Origin of the sequence: Pseudomonas sp. B14-6, from assembly GCF_013260315.1 — a bacterium.
Taxonomy (GTDB): domain Bacteria; phylum Pseudomonadota; class Gammaproteobacteria; order Pseudomonadales; family Pseudomonadaceae; genus Aquipseudomonas; species Aquipseudomonas mandelii.
In genome coordinates, this window is sequence record NZ_CP053929.1 from 3547411 (window position 1) to 3561518 (window position 14108).

General features: G+C 59.7%; 15 protein-coding genes. 6 read left to right on the plus strand and 9 right to left on the minus strand.

Translation table 11 applies throughout. The features are described 5' to 3' along the window. Positions 1 to 59: 59 nt before the first annotated feature. On the minus strand, positions 60 to 611 hold the full coding sequence (locus HP062_RS16230; RefSeq protein WP_077749415.1) for a DJ-1 family glyoxalase III: 552 nt from the start codon (positions 609 to 611) through the stop codon (positions 60 to 62). Between the two features lie 67 nt (positions 612 to 678). Then, positions 679 to 1137 (minus strand): DUF4879 domain-containing protein, encoded by a 459-nt coding sequence (locus HP062_RS16235; protein WP_172791673.1) that lies wholly within the window; start codon positions 1135 to 1137, stop codon positions 679 to 681. 215 nt (positions 1138 to 1352) lie between these two features. On the opposite strand from HP062_RS16235, the gene HP062_RS16240 reads away from it, so the two are divergent. Further along, positions 1353 to 2648, plus strand: coding sequence for an NCS2 family permease (locus HP062_RS16240; protein WP_010467459.1), 1296 nt, complete (start codon positions 1353 to 1355; stop codon positions 2646 to 2648). Further along, positions 2645 to 3724 (plus strand): tRNA (uridine(54)-C5)-methyltransferase TrmA, encoded by a 1080-nt coding sequence (trmA, locus tag HP062_RS16245; protein WP_172791674.1) that lies wholly within the window; start codon positions 2645 to 2647, stop codon positions 3722 to 3724. The genes HP062_RS16240 and trmA overlap by 4 nt, the downstream gene beginning before the upstream one ends. A 54-nt stretch (positions 3725 to 3778) precedes the next feature. Here trmA and HP062_RS16250 read toward each other — a convergent pair whose 3' ends face one another. The 3 genes from HP062_RS16250 to HP062_RS16260 form a co-directional block, all read right to left on the minus strand. Further along, positions 3779 to 4225: a DUF2442 domain-containing protein gene (locus HP062_RS16250; protein WP_172791675.1), complete on the minus strand. Its 447-nt coding sequence runs from the start codon at positions 4223 to 4225 to the stop codon at positions 3779 to 3781. Then, positions 4222 to 4650 (minus strand): DUF4160 domain-containing protein, encoded by a 429-nt coding sequence (locus HP062_RS16255; protein ID WP_154501805.1) that lies wholly within the window; start codon positions 4648 to 4650, stop codon positions 4222 to 4224. Before HP062_RS16255 ends, HP062_RS16250 begins: the two co-directional genes overlap by 4 nt. A gap of 211 nt (positions 4651 to 4861) precedes the next feature. Beyond that, a complete protein-coding gene (locus HP062_RS16260) occupies positions 4862 to 5068 on the minus strand; it encodes a 4-oxalocrotonate tautomerase family protein (protein ID WP_010467451.1) in 207 nt (68 codons plus the stop codon). A gap of 114 nt (positions 5069 to 5182) precedes the next feature. On the opposite strand from HP062_RS16260, the gene HP062_RS16265 reads away from it, so the two are divergent. The 3 genes from HP062_RS16265 (at position 5183) to HP062_RS16275 (ending at position 7535) form a co-directional block, all read left to right on the plus strand. Then, a complete protein-coding gene (locus tag HP062_RS16265) occupies positions 5183 to 6094 on the plus strand; it encodes a LysR family transcriptional regulator (RefSeq protein WP_010467449.1) in 912 nt (303 codons plus the stop codon). Between the two features lie 140 nt (positions 6095 to 6234). Further along, positions 6235 to 6675, plus strand: coding sequence for a type II 3-dehydroquinate dehydratase (gene aroQ / locus HP062_RS16270; RefSeq protein WP_172791676.1), 441 nt, complete (start codon positions 6235 to 6237; stop codon positions 6673 to 6675). A gap of 5 nt (positions 6676 to 6680) precedes the next feature. Then, the gene (locus HP062_RS16275; RefSeq protein WP_083375706.1) at positions 6681 to 7535 is read left to right on the plus strand and encodes a shikimate dehydrogenase; all 855 of its coding nucleotides are present in this window, start codon (positions 6681 to 6683) and stop codon (positions 7533 to 7535) included. Between the two features lie 71 nt (positions 7536 to 7606). On the opposite strand, the gene HP062_RS16280 is transcribed toward HP062_RS16275, so the two are convergent. Together HP062_RS16280 and quiC are read right to left on the minus strand one after the other, a co-directional pair. Then, positions 7607 to 8284, minus strand: a complete 678-nt coding sequence (locus HP062_RS16280) for a TetR/AcrR family transcriptional regulator (RefSeq protein ID WP_042932539.1) — start codon at positions 8282 to 8284, stop codon at positions 7607 to 7609. Between the two features lie 102 nt (positions 8285 to 8386). Then, on the minus strand, positions 8387 to 10288 hold the full coding sequence (gene quiC, locus HP062_RS16285; protein WP_172791677.1) for a 3-dehydroshikimate dehydratase QuiC: 1902 nt from the start codon (positions 10286 to 10288) through the stop codon (positions 8387 to 8389). Between the two features lie 386 nt (positions 10289 to 10674). Here quiC and HP062_RS16290 point away from each other — a divergent pair, with 386 nt between their 5' ends. After that, positions 10675 to 11976 (plus strand): MFS transporter, encoded by a 1302-nt coding sequence (locus HP062_RS16290; protein ID WP_010467439.1) that lies wholly within the window; start codon positions 10675 to 10677, stop codon positions 11974 to 11976. A gap of 49 nt (positions 11977 to 12025) precedes the next feature. On the opposite strand, the gene HP062_RS16295 is transcribed toward HP062_RS16290, so the two are convergent. Beyond that, positions 12026 to 12904, minus strand: a complete 879-nt coding sequence (locus HP062_RS16295; RefSeq protein WP_172791678.1) for a DMT family transporter — start codon at positions 12902 to 12904, stop codon at positions 12026 to 12028. A 227-nt stretch (positions 12905 to 13131) separates the two neighbouring features. Further along, a complete protein-coding gene (locus tag HP062_RS16300) occupies positions 13132 to 13908 on the minus strand; it encodes an IclR family transcriptional regulator (RefSeq protein ID WP_083375704.1) in 777 nt (258 codons plus the stop codon). Positions 13909 to 14108 lie beyond the last annotated feature (200 nt).

The following is a 14108-nucleotide window of genomic DNA, read 5'->3' on the forward strand; positions in this document are numbered from 1 at the left end:
GGGCGAAGTGTTCGTTTGGCTGTTACTAAAAGGTTCGCGCAACTTGAAACCACGAACAGTCAGACCACCAACTCAACCGCCACCGCAGCCCGAGCAGCTTTACCGCACAGTTGCTCCACCAGCGCCAGCGCAAACGGCAGCGCCGCCCCCGATCCCTGGGCAGTGATGCAGTTGCCGTCGACCACCACGGGCTGGTCGACAAAATTGCAGCCCGACAATCGATGGCTGGCCGATGGCAGGCAGGTCATGCGCCGCTGACGCAAGACGCCAAAGGCTTGCAACGCCAGCGCCGGGGACTCACCAATGCCGGCGAACAGGCGCCCGGCGGCGGCCTGGTCCTTGATCAACTGTTGCAGGGGTTGATGCGCGGCGAGGTGCTGGGAGCCCACCTCGCCTCCAGGCAATACGAGAAGGTCGAACGGCTGGGCCAGCAAGTCCACCAGCATTGCATCGGCGGTCAGGCGGGTACCGCGGGCACAAGTGATCATGCGTCGCCCCTCGATGCTCGCCGCCACCACTTCAACCTTGGCGCGGCGCAGTACATCGATCAGGGTGACGGTTTGCAGGTCGTCGATGCCCTCGGCGAGGGTAATCAAAGCTCTAAAGGTCATGGGCGCGGTCCACAGAATGATCTTTAAAGCGTAGTCAGCTTTCCTGACCCTTGTTCGAACGCAGCCGTTACTTGATGTAAAGCTGTGTCGACATCGTGTTGCGGGGCGCGTTGATGGACGTGTTGCTGAAGGTGAAGATGCCGTCCTGCTTGCCCTTCAGATCGAAGATGTACAGATAGCCGACGGTTGTTTCTCCGGATGCGCACTCCTTCAGGTTGCCGGTTTGATAGGCACACACCGCCGTCCGGGTGCCGTCTACGTTAAAACCATCCAGCGCGACGTGCGGACTAAGGCTGCCATATCCAACTTCCAGAACGTAGACCTTGATGTCCGGACCACTGTGGTCGCAGCTCGTCTGCTCCTGTTTCTCGACAATGTTTTCAAGACCACAGCCCGGCGATTGGACCTTGATCACTTTCACCTGGCTCAACGGAGCCGCCATCGCCGCCGAAGCAGTTTGCGCCCCCAGCCACAACGCCATCGCGACGCCCACCACCGCAATCCCACGCTTTTTAATGCACTTCATAACGCCCCCCCAAAACCAGCGCGCAGTATGGCTCACTTCGCTTTACGGCAAAACATCGACGACGATCGCAGCCATAAGCAGCCATAGCCCCACGCTGCTGGTATGATGCGCGGCTTTTTCCGGCCCACAGAAAATTACCAGGCGCTATCAGCGGTCTGTGCTTTGCTGTTGAGGTCGATACATTCACGGCGCCCGGCGCGCCACGGGGAGCAGACATGCTGGAAAGGCTGTTTCAACTCAAGGCACACAACACCAACGTGCGGACCGAGATTCTGGCGGGCGTCACGACTTTCTTGGCCATGGCCTACATTCTGTTCGTCAACCCGAGCATCCTCGGCGAGACCGGCATGGACAAGGGCGCGGTGTTTGTCGCGACCTGTCTGGCAGCAGCCATCGGCTCCACGGTGATGGGCCTGATCGCCAACTACCCGATCGCACTCGCGCCGGGCATGGGCCTGAACGCCTTCTTTACCTACACCGTGGTCCTGCACATGGGCCACACCTGGCAAGTGGCGCTGGGGGCGGTGTTCATCTCGGCGGTGCTGTTCTTCCTGCTGTCGATCTTCCGCATCCGCGAATGGATCATCAACAGCATCCCGCTGCCGCTGCGCTCAGCGATTGCCGCCGGTATCGGCCTGTTCCTGGCGCTGATCGCCCTGCATAACGCCGGCATCGTCGTCAGCAACCCGGCGACCATGGTCGGCCTCGGTGATTTGAAGCAACCCGCTCCGATCCTCGCGACCCTCGGTTTTGCCCTGATCGTTGCCCTCGAAGCGCTCGCCGTGCGCGGTGCGGTGCTAATCGGCATTCTGGTCGTGACCATCGCGTCCATCGCATTGGGCTTCACGCCGTTCGGCGGCGTGATGTCGATGCCGCCGTCCCTGGCGCCGACCTTCCTGCAACTGGACATCAAAGGTGCGCTCGACATCGGTCTGGTCAGCGTGATTTTCGCTTTCCTGTTCGTCGACCTGTTCGATAACTCCGGCACCCTGATCGGCGTCGCCAAGCGCGCCGGCCTGATGGGCAAGGACGGCCACATGCCGAAAATGGGCCGCGCCCTGATCGCCGACAGCACCGCGGCCATGGCCGGTTCGCTGCTGGGCACCTCGACCACCACCAGCTACATCGAATCCGCCGCTGGCGTGAGTGCCGGTGGCCGTACCGGCCTCACGGCCGTCGTGGTGGCGATCCTGTTCCTGCTGGCGCTGTTCTTCTCGCCGTTGGCCGCCAGTGTTCCGGCGTTCGCCACCGCACCGGCGCTGCTGTTCGTCGCGGTGTTGATGACATCCGGCCTGGCCGAAATAGACTGGGATGACATCACCGTCGCCGCACCGGTCGTGGTCACTACGCTGGCCATGCCGTTTACGTACTCCATCGCCAACGGCATCGCCTTCGGTTTCATCTCCTGGACCGCGATCAAGTTGCTGTCCGGCCGCGGCCGTGAGCTGAACCCTGCGCTGGTGATTCTTTCGATTCTGTTTGTGATCAAGTTGGGTTGGTTCAACGCATGACTTTTGATTCCCAGGCCTACGCCATTCAGCTCGAAGAAAAGGTCACGCGCCTGCGCGATCTGCTGGCCCCGTTCGATGCACCGGAACCTGCGGTGTTTGACTCGCCGCTGAAAAATTTCCGCCTGCGTGCCGAATTCCGCCTGTGGCGCGAAGGCGGTGATCGGCATTACGCGATGTTTTCCCAGGAAGACAAACGCACGCCGATCCTGATCGAAGCGTTCCCGATCGCCAGCCTGCGCATCAATGAACTGATGCCGCAGCTCAAGGCGGCCTGGAAGGCAAGTGCGGCGCTGAGCCACAAGCTGTTTCAGGTGGAGTTTCTGACCACCCTGGCCGGCGATGCGATGATCACCTTGTGCTATCACCGTCCACTGGATGAACACTGGCACGCGGCGGCGTCAAAACTGGCCACCGACCTGAACGTCAGCGTTATCGGTCGTTCGAAAGGCAAACGCGAAGTGATTGGCCATGATTACGTGGTCGAGAAACTCGACGTCGGTGGCCGCACGTTCAGCTACCGCCAGCCCGAAGGTGCATTCACCCAGCCCAACGGCATCGTGAACCAGAAGATGCTCAACTGGGCTTACGACGCCCTCGGCGATCGCCCGGACGATTTGCTGGAGCTGTATTGCGGCAACGGCAACTTCACCCTGCCGCTGGCGACCCGTGTGCGCAAAGTGCTGGCCACGGAAATCAGCAAGACTTCGGTCAACGCCGCACTGAGCAACCTCAGCGAAAACGCTGTGGATAACGTCACCCTGGTGCGGTTGTCCGCAGAAGAGCTGACCGAAGCCCTGAACGAAGTTCGCCCGTTCCGTCGCCTGCAGGGGATCGACCTGAAGAGCTACGAATTCGGTAGCGTCTTCGTCGACCCGCCTCGCGCCGGCATGGACCCGGACACCTGCGAACTGACCCGGCGCTTCGACAACATCCTCTACATCTCCTGCAACCCGGAAACCCTGGCCGCCAACATCGCCCAGTTGCACGACACCCATCGCATCACCCAGTGCGCGATGTTCGACCAGTTTCCGTGGACACATCACATGGAATCCGGGGTGTTGCTGACCCGTCGTTGAAAGTCAGTCGCTTAGACAAATCAGCCGTCATCACGACGGCTTTTTTGTGGGTGCTCAATCGGTGACATCTGTCTTGCGCGGACGCCCGCCTTTTCGGCCATTGGCCCGCGCGGCCTCGGCTTTGGCGGCGCTGCTTTGGCGACCATTGCGCGAGGCGATGACCGAGGCAGCCATGTCCATCAACGGCTTGCTCGCCGAAATCATCCCAGCGATGGACACGTGCAGATCCTTGCCTTCATGGCACAGGGCGGTTCCGGAAAAGCCGACTTTGAGGTCTGCGAAATCCTCGACGTCAAAATCATCAAATTCCGGATAGTGCTGCACGGGCAGCAGCACGCCACTGCCATCAATGAAACTGACCGCCAGACAAGGCTCCACAAACCTCACCGAAGTCGCCTGCAATCCGCTCTTCTGGCGCACTTGCCCGCGCTGGATGGCTTCATCCAGCACGGCCTCGGTGACAGGCCGATCGACCAGCATGCCTGCCTGTATCGTTTTCATAGTTGGATCTCCACACCCTCAGGAGCGCCGATCAGCGCCAACAGGGTCTTGTTCGTCTCGGGCTCATAGCAAGCCGAGCCAATCATCCAGGTCGTACTCGCAATCCTTTTTATCACCACGACTTCGCTGGCCTGCCAGTCCCAAATCTGATGATCAAGACAGACCGTGTGCAACTCGCCCCACCAGATGGCACGGGCGCGGCGCAAGTGGGCGGGTTGGCCGAGTGCGTGACGCAATCCTTCCAGCACGGCCACTGGCGGCCGATTTGAATGAGGAACCACATCCCACAGCTCGACACTGTTGTGCCAAAAGCAGAATTTGAAGCGTGCGCTCCAGCTTCCGGCGTCCACATGTGCGTGAGGCGGACAGTGCTCATCACGCAACATGATCACCATTGAAAACCCTTTGTAGCTGAATAAGCGCATACCAACCCATCCGTTAGGTTAAGGAATCCGAAGACCCGACATTCCCTGGAAAACCGACAATTGGCGCGACGCCAAATCGCCTTTACGCCTCTGAGACTAGCGCCAAGCCTCGCCTTGGACCGGTGGATAACGGCGCAAAATAGTAAGCAATCCTTTCGCCGCGCCCACAAAAAAGCCGTCACGAGGACGGCTCTGCGGGCGTGTAACACCCTCATCCCGGCAGGTTTTTTCGATACTCGGTGGTGGTCATGCCGGCATAACCCCAGTTATCGGTGTCGACTTCTTCGATCACGATGTGGGTCAATTTCGGATCCTTGCCGAGGACTCGCTCCAAGGTGTCGGTAATCTCGGCGATGACTTGGGCTTTCTGCTCCCGGGTGACGCCGTCACGGGTAATACGCACGCTGACGAAAGGCATGATGCTGCTCCTGGCCGGTTATCAAGGAAGACGCCGTCAAGTAAAGCACCGCCGGGCCGATTTCATCTACAGTGGCGAAATCCAGTCCCTCTTTGACCCCCGGTGTCATCCATCATGCAGCGAGTATTCGACGATCTTCAGCTGGGCAGCATCGAACTGTTTTGCCTCGCCGCCGAGGCCGGCAGCTTTACGGCGGCCGCGTTGGTGGCGGGTGTCACACCGGCCGCCGTGAGTCGATCGGTGTCGCGCATGGAAGAACGTCTGGGCGTGCGGCTGTTTGCGCGTACCACCCGCAGCGTCAAGCTGACCGACAGCGGTCGGCGCTATTACGAGGAATGTCGTCAGGCCCTGGCGCAGTTGGTGGAGGCTCAGCGCGAGGTCATGGGCCAGCAACAGCAACCGTCCGGGACACTGCGCATCAGTATTCCCACGACGTATGCGCACCATCGGATCTTGCCGTTGTTGCCGGCATTCCGGGCGCGTTTTCCAGACGTGAAAGTCGAATCGCACATCAGCAATCGCAACATCGATTTTGTCGGCGAAGGCTATGACATGGCGATCCGCGTGCGGGCGATTCCGGATTCCGGCCTCATCGCCCGGCACCTTGAGGACGCCGCCCTGGTGATGATTGCCAGCCCCGATTACCTGAAGCGCGCGGGCACCCCGCAAAGCCTGGACGACCTTGCGCAGCACGAATGCATTCAATACGAATTGCCCAGCAGCGGTCGGCGCATTGCCTGGCTGTTCAACGACGACGGCGTCCCGCGGGAGATTCTTGCCGAGGGCAGCCTCAGTTGTTCTGACGACGTACTCGGCGGCGTGACCCTGGCCAAACACGGGGCGGGGCTTTTTCAAACCTACCGCTTCATCGTTGAAAACGAACTGGCCGATGGCTCATTGGTGGAAGTGCTCAAGCCGTATGGCGGACGCTCGCGCCCCTTCACCCTGCTCTATCCACAGACCCGTCATATGCCGCTTAGACTGCGGGCATTTATCGATTTCCTGGTCGAGCATCTGCCGCGATAAGTCGTGCGACTGTCCGATCACCGCACACAAAACCTCAATGAAACCGCTCTTCAATTGACCGAACTAACCAGCTAGTACAATTTATCTCCACAGGCTGATCACCCCAGCCCATTCCAAAAATAATATGTGGAGAGACTTCGATGTCCCCTATCGTTCTGGTGCTCAACGGCCCGAATCTGAACCTGCTTGGCACCCGCGAACCGGCGACTTATGGTCACGAAACCCTGGCCGATATCTCTGCCCTGTGCGGACGCGCCGCCGAAGAGTTCGGCCTGGCAGTGGAGTTTCGCCAAACCAACCATGAAGGCGAATTGCTCGACTGGATTCACGCGGCCCGTGGCCGTTGCGCCGGGATTGTCATCAACCCGGCGGCCTGGACGCACACGTCAGTCGCGATCCGCGATGCCTTGGTCGCCAGCGAATTGCCGGTGATCGAAGTTCACCTGTCCAACGTTCACGCCCGCGAACCCTTCCGGCATCACTCCTTCGTTTCCGCCATTGCCACAGCGGTGATGGCCGGTTTCGGCAGCCATGGTTATCGCCTGGCGCTGGATTACTTCAGCCAACGTTTGAAGGGGTAAGCGCCGTGACTCAGAACAACGCGGTACTGGCCGGGCTGATCGGCGCCGGCATCCAGGCTTCCCGTACTCCGGCACTGCACGAGCATGAAGGTGATGCCCAGGGTTTGCGTTATCTGTATCGCTTGATCGACCTCGATCAGTTGAAACTCGACAGCAGCGCCCTGCCCGATCTGTTGATGGCCGCCGAACGCATGAACTTCACCGGCCTGAATATCACCTTCCCGTGCAAGCAGGCGATCATCCCGTTGCTCGACGAATTGTCGCCGGAAGCTCGCGGCATCGGGGCGGTGAACACGGTCGTGCTGAAGGACGGCAAGCGCATCGGCCACAACACCGATTGCCTCGGTTTTGCCGAGGGTTTTCGCCGGGGCTTGAAGGACGTTGCCCGCGAGCGTGTGGTCCAGATGGGCGCTGGCGGGGCCGGGGCGGCAGTGGCCCACGCGCTGTTGAGCGAAGGCGTACAGCTGCTGAGTATTTTCGATGTGGAGATCAGCCGTGCGCAGTCCTTGGCGGACAATCTCAATCAACACTTCGGCGCTGGCCGGGCCGTGGCGGGGCATGATTTGCCGAGCACGCTGGGACAGGCGGATGGGTTAGTGAACACCACGCCCATGGGCATGAAGAAACTGCCGGGCATGCCGGTTCCGGTGGAGTTGCTTCGGGCTGAGTTGTGGGTGGCGGAGATTGTTTATTTTCCGCTGGAAACCGAGTTGCTACGCAATGCCCGCGCCTTGGGTTGCCGAACGCTGGATGGCGGCAACATGGCGGTGTTTCAGGCGGTGAAGGCGTTTGAGTTGTTCAGTGGCGTGGTGCCGGATGCGCAGCGGATGTTGGCGCATTTTCAGAGCATGAATGGCTAAGGTTGAAAGTATGAGGGCTGCATCGCAGCCCAACGGGGCGATGCGGTGTTCCGACGCCCCCTCGCCACAGGTCAGGCTTGCAGGTATCGCAAGACCGACTCGCAGATCATCTCCCGATGACGCTGCTTGATGCTTTCGTCCGGCAAGTCGATCTGAAAAATCTCACCGAAGGTATGGCGGTTGGACACGCGATAAAAGCAAAACGAGCTGATCAGCAGATGCACATCCAGCGGCTCAAGCCCTGAACGGAACACGCCCTCTTCAGCCCCGCGACGCAAAATCACGCCCAGGGAATCGAGGATGGTGTTGTTCATCGCCTTGATCGCATCGGAACGCTTCACGTACTCCGCGTTGTGAATGTTCTCGATGCTGACGATGCGCACGAAATCGACGTTGCGGTCATGGTGGTCGAAGGTGAATTCCACCAGTCGCCGAATCGCCTCCACCGGCGCCAGTTCGGCCAGGTGCAGATGGTTTTCCGTGTTGCGGATGTCGCCGTAGAGTTTCTCCAGCACCTCGACGTACAGCTGTTCCTTACTGCCGAAGTAGTAATAAATCATGCGTTTGGAGGTGTGGATGCGCTCGGCGATGGCATCGACGCGAGCACCGGAAAGCCCTTGCTGGACGAATTCGACAATCGCCTCTTGAAGGATGTTCTCGCGGGTCTTTTCCGGGTTGTTCTTGCGACTCTTGCGCGGCCCGGCAATCGGTTCGGCGGGCACTGCGGAGAGTTCTGAAGTTATCGTCATTGCGGGCTCACGGCCATCACTGCACAGGCTGGCGATTATGGGCCGCACCGCCCAGTGAAGGAAGCCGCGCGGCAGCGGTTTGTCGCCGTGTTTACGATTTTCCTACAACTTTGCCAGACGTACCGCACCACTTCGGGATTTGGCCATGGCCGCCAGGCGTACCGCCACATTGGCCGCACCGTAACCGGCGTAGCCATTTTTGCGCTGGATGATTTCAAAGAAGAACCGCCCTTCGAACGGCTCCGTGTACACATGGAACAGCTCGCCGCCCTGGGCATCGCGGTCATAAAGAACGTTGAAATACGCCAGTTCACTGAGGAATTCGTCGTCGAAATCGAACCGTGCAGCGAGGTCATCGTAATAGTTGAGCGGAATATCCAGCAGCGGCACGCCCGCCTCTTTGGCACGACTGACTTCGGCAAAGATGTCATCGCAATCAAACGCGATGTGATGCACGCCGGAGCCGCGATAACTCGACAGCGCGTGTGAGATCGCGGTGTTGCGGTTTTCGGAAATGTTCAGCGGCAGGCGAATCGAACTGTCACGACTGCGCAACGCTCGACTTTTCACCAAACCGTAAGGATCGGGCAGCACCACTTCGTCATCGGCTTCGAAATCCAGCAGGCTCTTATAGAACAGCACCCAACTGTCGAGACTGTCGGCCGGCAATGCCATCGCCATGTGGTCGATGCGTTTGAGGCCACCACTGGCCACGGCAGCCGGTTGCAGATGGAAATCAGTGCCGTAGACATCGGCGTCCTGATCCACCAGATAAATCAGGCTGCCATCCGGTGCGCGCACGGCAGCGAGCTCAAGTTCATTGGGGCCGACCAGTCCGCGATACGGTTGCCCCTTGTAGGCCACGGCCCGAGCGAGCGCACTGGCGCTGTCCTTGACCCGCACGGCGGTGGCGCACAGCGACGGACCGTGCGCTTCGAAAAAACTGTGGGCAAACGAGTAAGGCTCGGAATTGAGGATCAGGTTGATGTCACCTTGACGCAGCAGGCTCACGCTCTTGGAGCGATGTTGCCCGGCCTTGACGAAACCCAGTCGCTCCAGCCAGTGGGAAAGCTTGGCGCCAAGGCTTTCGTCCACAGCGAATTCGAGAAACTCGATGCCGTTGTATTCGCTGGCCTTGGGCGTTTCGAACAGTATGTCGAGGCTGACCGCCGGTGTCGTTTCCTGTGCCAGACGCTGACGGGTTTTCTCCTCCAGATACAGCAACGAACGCAAACCGTCGGCGGCATTGGCCCGAGGCGGCGCGGCACGGAAACCGTCGTTGAAGATTTCCAGCGACAGCGGCCCGGTGTACCCACTCTTGATGATCGGAGCCAGGAAGCCCGGCAAATCGAATTCGCCCTGACCCGGGAAGCAGCGGAAATGCCGGCTCCACTCGAGCACGTCCATCGCCAGAATCGGTGCGTCGGCCATTTGTACGAAGAAGATTTTATCGCCAGGGATCTCGGCGATGGCACTCGGATCACCCTTGAGCGACAGCGTGTGAAAGCTGTCCAGCAGCACACCGAGGCTTGGGTGATCGGCCTGACGGACGATGTTCCACACCTGTTGCCAGGTGTTCACATGCCGGCCCCAGGCCAGCGCTTCGTAGCCGATCCGCAACCCGCGTGCGCCGGCGCGTTCGGCCAGCAGGCGCAAGTCGTCGATGAGGATATTTTCATCACCGATGGAATCGGCGGACGCGTTGCTGCACACCAGCACCAGGTCGGTGCCCAGTTCCTGCATCAGGTCGAACTTGCGCTCGGCCCGTTCCAGATTGCGATGCAAACGGTCGCGGCGGCAGCCTTCAAAGTCCCGAAAGGGTTGAAACAGTGTGATCGCGATCCCGAGATCGGCGCACATCTGCTTGATTTCCCGCGGGCTGCCGTCGTAGTAGAGAAGGTCGTTTTCGAAGATCTCCACCCCGTCGAACCCGGCGGCGGCAATGGCTTCGAGTTTTTCCGGCAGGGTACCGCTCAAGGAAACGGTGGCAATGGAACGCTGCATATTTCGGCTCCCGGTGGTGGAGACAATCTTATTAAAGGCGTCGCACCCTTTTTGCAGGAGCGAAGCTTGCTCGCGAAGGCGATCTTGAGGACGCCATCGCCGGCAAGCCTGGCTCCTACAGGGATCGCGTTTCTCTCGGGGGAATTATTGGCTTGGCAGTCGAACACAGCAATTTAAAGTGTACTACCCAGTTAGTTTTGCGTGCGATTATCGAACACAATGGCCCTTGGCGAATTGACGATTTTTCGTCCACTGCCCAACATCGACGACACATTGAGCCCGGTCACACACATCGGTCTCGATGACCAAAGACTCAGAACACCACATAAAAATAATCGGTGGCCTACATGACTCCTTCTCAAAGCTCTCCCGTGGAGCGTTCCTCCATGACTCCTGCCAGCGGCGGTATCGGCGACAAGATTCGCGGCGCCATGGCGGTCGGCAAGACCCGTTGGGGCATGCTGGCACTGGTGTTTTTTGCCACCACGCTCAACTACATCGACCGCGCGGCACTGGGCGTCATGCAGCCTATCCTCGCCAAGGAAATGAGCTGGACGGCGATGGACTACGCCAACATCAACTTCTGGTTCCAGGTCGGCTACGCCATCGGTTTCGTGCTGCAAGGCCGGTTGATCGATCGGGTCGGTGTGAAGCGCGTGTTCTTCTGCGCAGTGTTGCTCTGGAGCCTGGCGACCGGCGCCCACGGCCTGGCCACGTCGGCGGTCGGCTTCATGGTCTGCCGGTTCATCCTCGGTTTGACCGAAGCCGCCAACTACCCGGCTTGCGTGAAAACCACGCGCTTGTGGTTCCCGGCCGGCGAGCGCGCCGTGGCCACCGGCATCTTCAACGCCGGCACCAATGTCGGCGCAATGTTCACGCCGATGCTGCTGCCGCTGATCCTGCACGTGTGGGGCTGGCAAGCCGCGTTCCTGTGCATGGCGTCACTGGGCGGGATCTGGTTGCTGTTCTGGGGTTTGAAGTACTTCAACCCGGAAGACCATCCGAGCGTCAAACAATCGGAACTGGACTACATCCAGAAGGAAGTCGAGCCGGAGCAGACCCGTGTACCGTTCTCGAAAATCCTGCGCATGCGTGGCACCTGGGCCTTCGCCCTCGCCTACTCCATCACCGCACCGGTGTTCTGGTTCTACCTGTACTGGCTGCCGCCGTTTCTCAATCAGCAATACAACCTGGGGATCAACGTGACCCAGATGGGTATCCCGCTGATCATCATCTACCTGACTGCAGACTTCGGCAGCGTCGGCGGCGGGATCCTGTCCTCGCTCCTGATCGGCCGCGGCATGAATCCGATCAAGGCGCGCCTGTTGTCCATGTTCCTGTTCGCCTGCTGCATCGTCGGCGTAATCATGGCGGCGGGTTCGAGCAGTCTGTGGGTCGCGGTGTTCGCCATCTCCCTGGCCATCGGTGCGCACCAGGCCTGGACCGCCAACATCTGGAGCCTGGTGATGGACTACACGCCTAAACACATGATGAGTACGGTATTTGGATTCGGCGGCATGTGCGCAGCCATCGGCGGTATGTTCATGACTCAGTTGGTCGGCCACATCCTGACGGTCACCAACAACAACTACACCGTGCTGTTCACCCTGATTCCGGCGATGTACTTCATTGCCCTGACCTGGATGTACTTCATGGCACCGCGCAAGATTCCTACTGTCACCGAGTAAAGTCCCCTCCCTTGGCAGGCCTGGTTCCAGGCCTGCCTGTTTGATTTTCCTACCGACGACTCTGTTGCCACGCCGCCGCCAACCCGCTGCAGCAAATCACCGCGATCCCGATCACTGTGGTCAGGGTCGGTGTGTGGGAGAACAGCAGCCAGCCCAGCAAACCGGCAAAGACAATCTGGCAGTAACCGAACGGCGCCAACAACGCGGGCGCGGCGTGGCGGAAGGCCTGAGTCAGAAACAAATGCGCGGTCATCCCGCAGGTCCCCAGCGCCACCATCATGAAACCATGCCCCAGTGTCGGCACTTGCCAGAAGAACGGCACCAGCGCGCTCATCACCAGGGTGTTGCACAAGCCGGCGAAGAAGTTGCTGGTGGTCGGGCTGTCGATGTTGCTGAGCTTGCGAGTAAGCAACTGATAAAAGCAGAAAAACAGCGCTGAACAGAGCGGCAGCAACACCGCCGGCGTGAACAGATCGCCACCGGGGTGGACGATGATCAACACGCCGATAAATCCGCAAATCACCGCGATCCATTGGCCACGTGTCACGCGCTCCCCCAGCAGCGGCACCGAGAGCGCAGTCACCAGAACCGGCGCAAGAAAGTTGACCGCCGTCGCTTCAGCCAACGGGATGTACTGCAGGCCGGTGGTAAAAAACAAACTGGTGCCCAACAGGCACAACGCCCTCACCAACTGCAGCATCGGTCGTTTGGTCCGTAGGACGCGCAACCCGGACTGCGGCAGAAAAATCCCGGCCATCAACAAGGTGTGCACCACATAACGAGCCCAGACCACCATCACGATCGGATAGAAGCCCGAGAGGTATTTCGAAAAAGCGTCATGGCTGGAAAACAGGAAAGTGGCGACGACAATCAGCAAAATCCCTTTGAAGGGCTGGTTAACGCCGGAGAGCGGAGTGCTGGCGGTCATGGGTTTCCCTTGAGAAGTGAAACGTGTCTCGGGCGGCGAGCTCCAATAATTTAGAACCTGGTTCCAGATTCCAACACAAGCTTCAGCCGAAAGTGTTCGAATACCGCACAGTTTCACGATCAATAAAAATCAACCGTGGGAGTGAGCCTGCTCGCGATGGCGGACTGACATTCAACATTTTAGCTATTTGAAAGTTCACTTTCGCGAGCAGGCTCGCTCCCCGTAAATTAGCTGAACAACTCCGACGCCAGACTCGCCGCCGCCAATTCCTCGGTATACCTCAACAACAGCGGCGCCAATTCATGCAACCGCGCCCCCGGCATCCGCGCACTCGGTCCGGCGATGCTCAGCACACCGATCACACGACCCTCGCTCGGGTGCCGCACCACCGCCGCGATCGCCGAGGTGCCCACCGCCGAGCTTTCCTCGACCCAGGCATAGCCCTGTTCCCGCGCCAGACGCAGACGTTCGAGCAGTTCAATGTTGGAACGCGGAGCATTCGGCCCGAGGTCTTTTGGCTGCTCGCCGCCCTGGCGCTCAACCAGCGACAACGCTTCGGCATCGGTCATGCACGCCAGCCACGCATGGCCCGACGCGGTATAAAACAACGGCGCATCGCGACCCATTTCCGGGTCGTAGCGCAGGCCGGAACGGGCCCCCTGGGACTTGGCAATCCAGATCTGCCGCTCGCCTTCAATCACCCCCAGACGCACCAACTCCCCGGTGTCCTGGGCCAGGCGATCCAGCACTGGCTGAACGATATCGGCGCCGCTGCCCGACAAATAACGAAACCCCATCGCCACCAGTTTGGTGGACAAGTGATACCGCAGGTTCTCTGGATTCTGCCGCACATAACCCAACCTGATCAGCTCCGCAAGCAGGCGGTGAGTTGCGCTTTTCGGGATATCCAGTTGCTCCGCGAGCATCTGCATCGGCAAACCGCGAGGGTCACTGGTGAGACTTTCGAGCACATTGAAGACACGTTCGATCTGACTGCCGGCCATGGGAGGTTCCACCTACAATGCCTGATTCTAGAAGATGAACCCTGTAATGCGAAATCTGGAACCCGCTACTCGACAGACCCGCGGGTCGCCCGTTCGATAAAAATCCGCGCCCTGACGGAATTCAATGGGTGATCCATGTTCCTACAGTCAGCGATTCTTCCGGCCAGTGAACGAAATGCCGGACAGCCGGACTGGCGCCG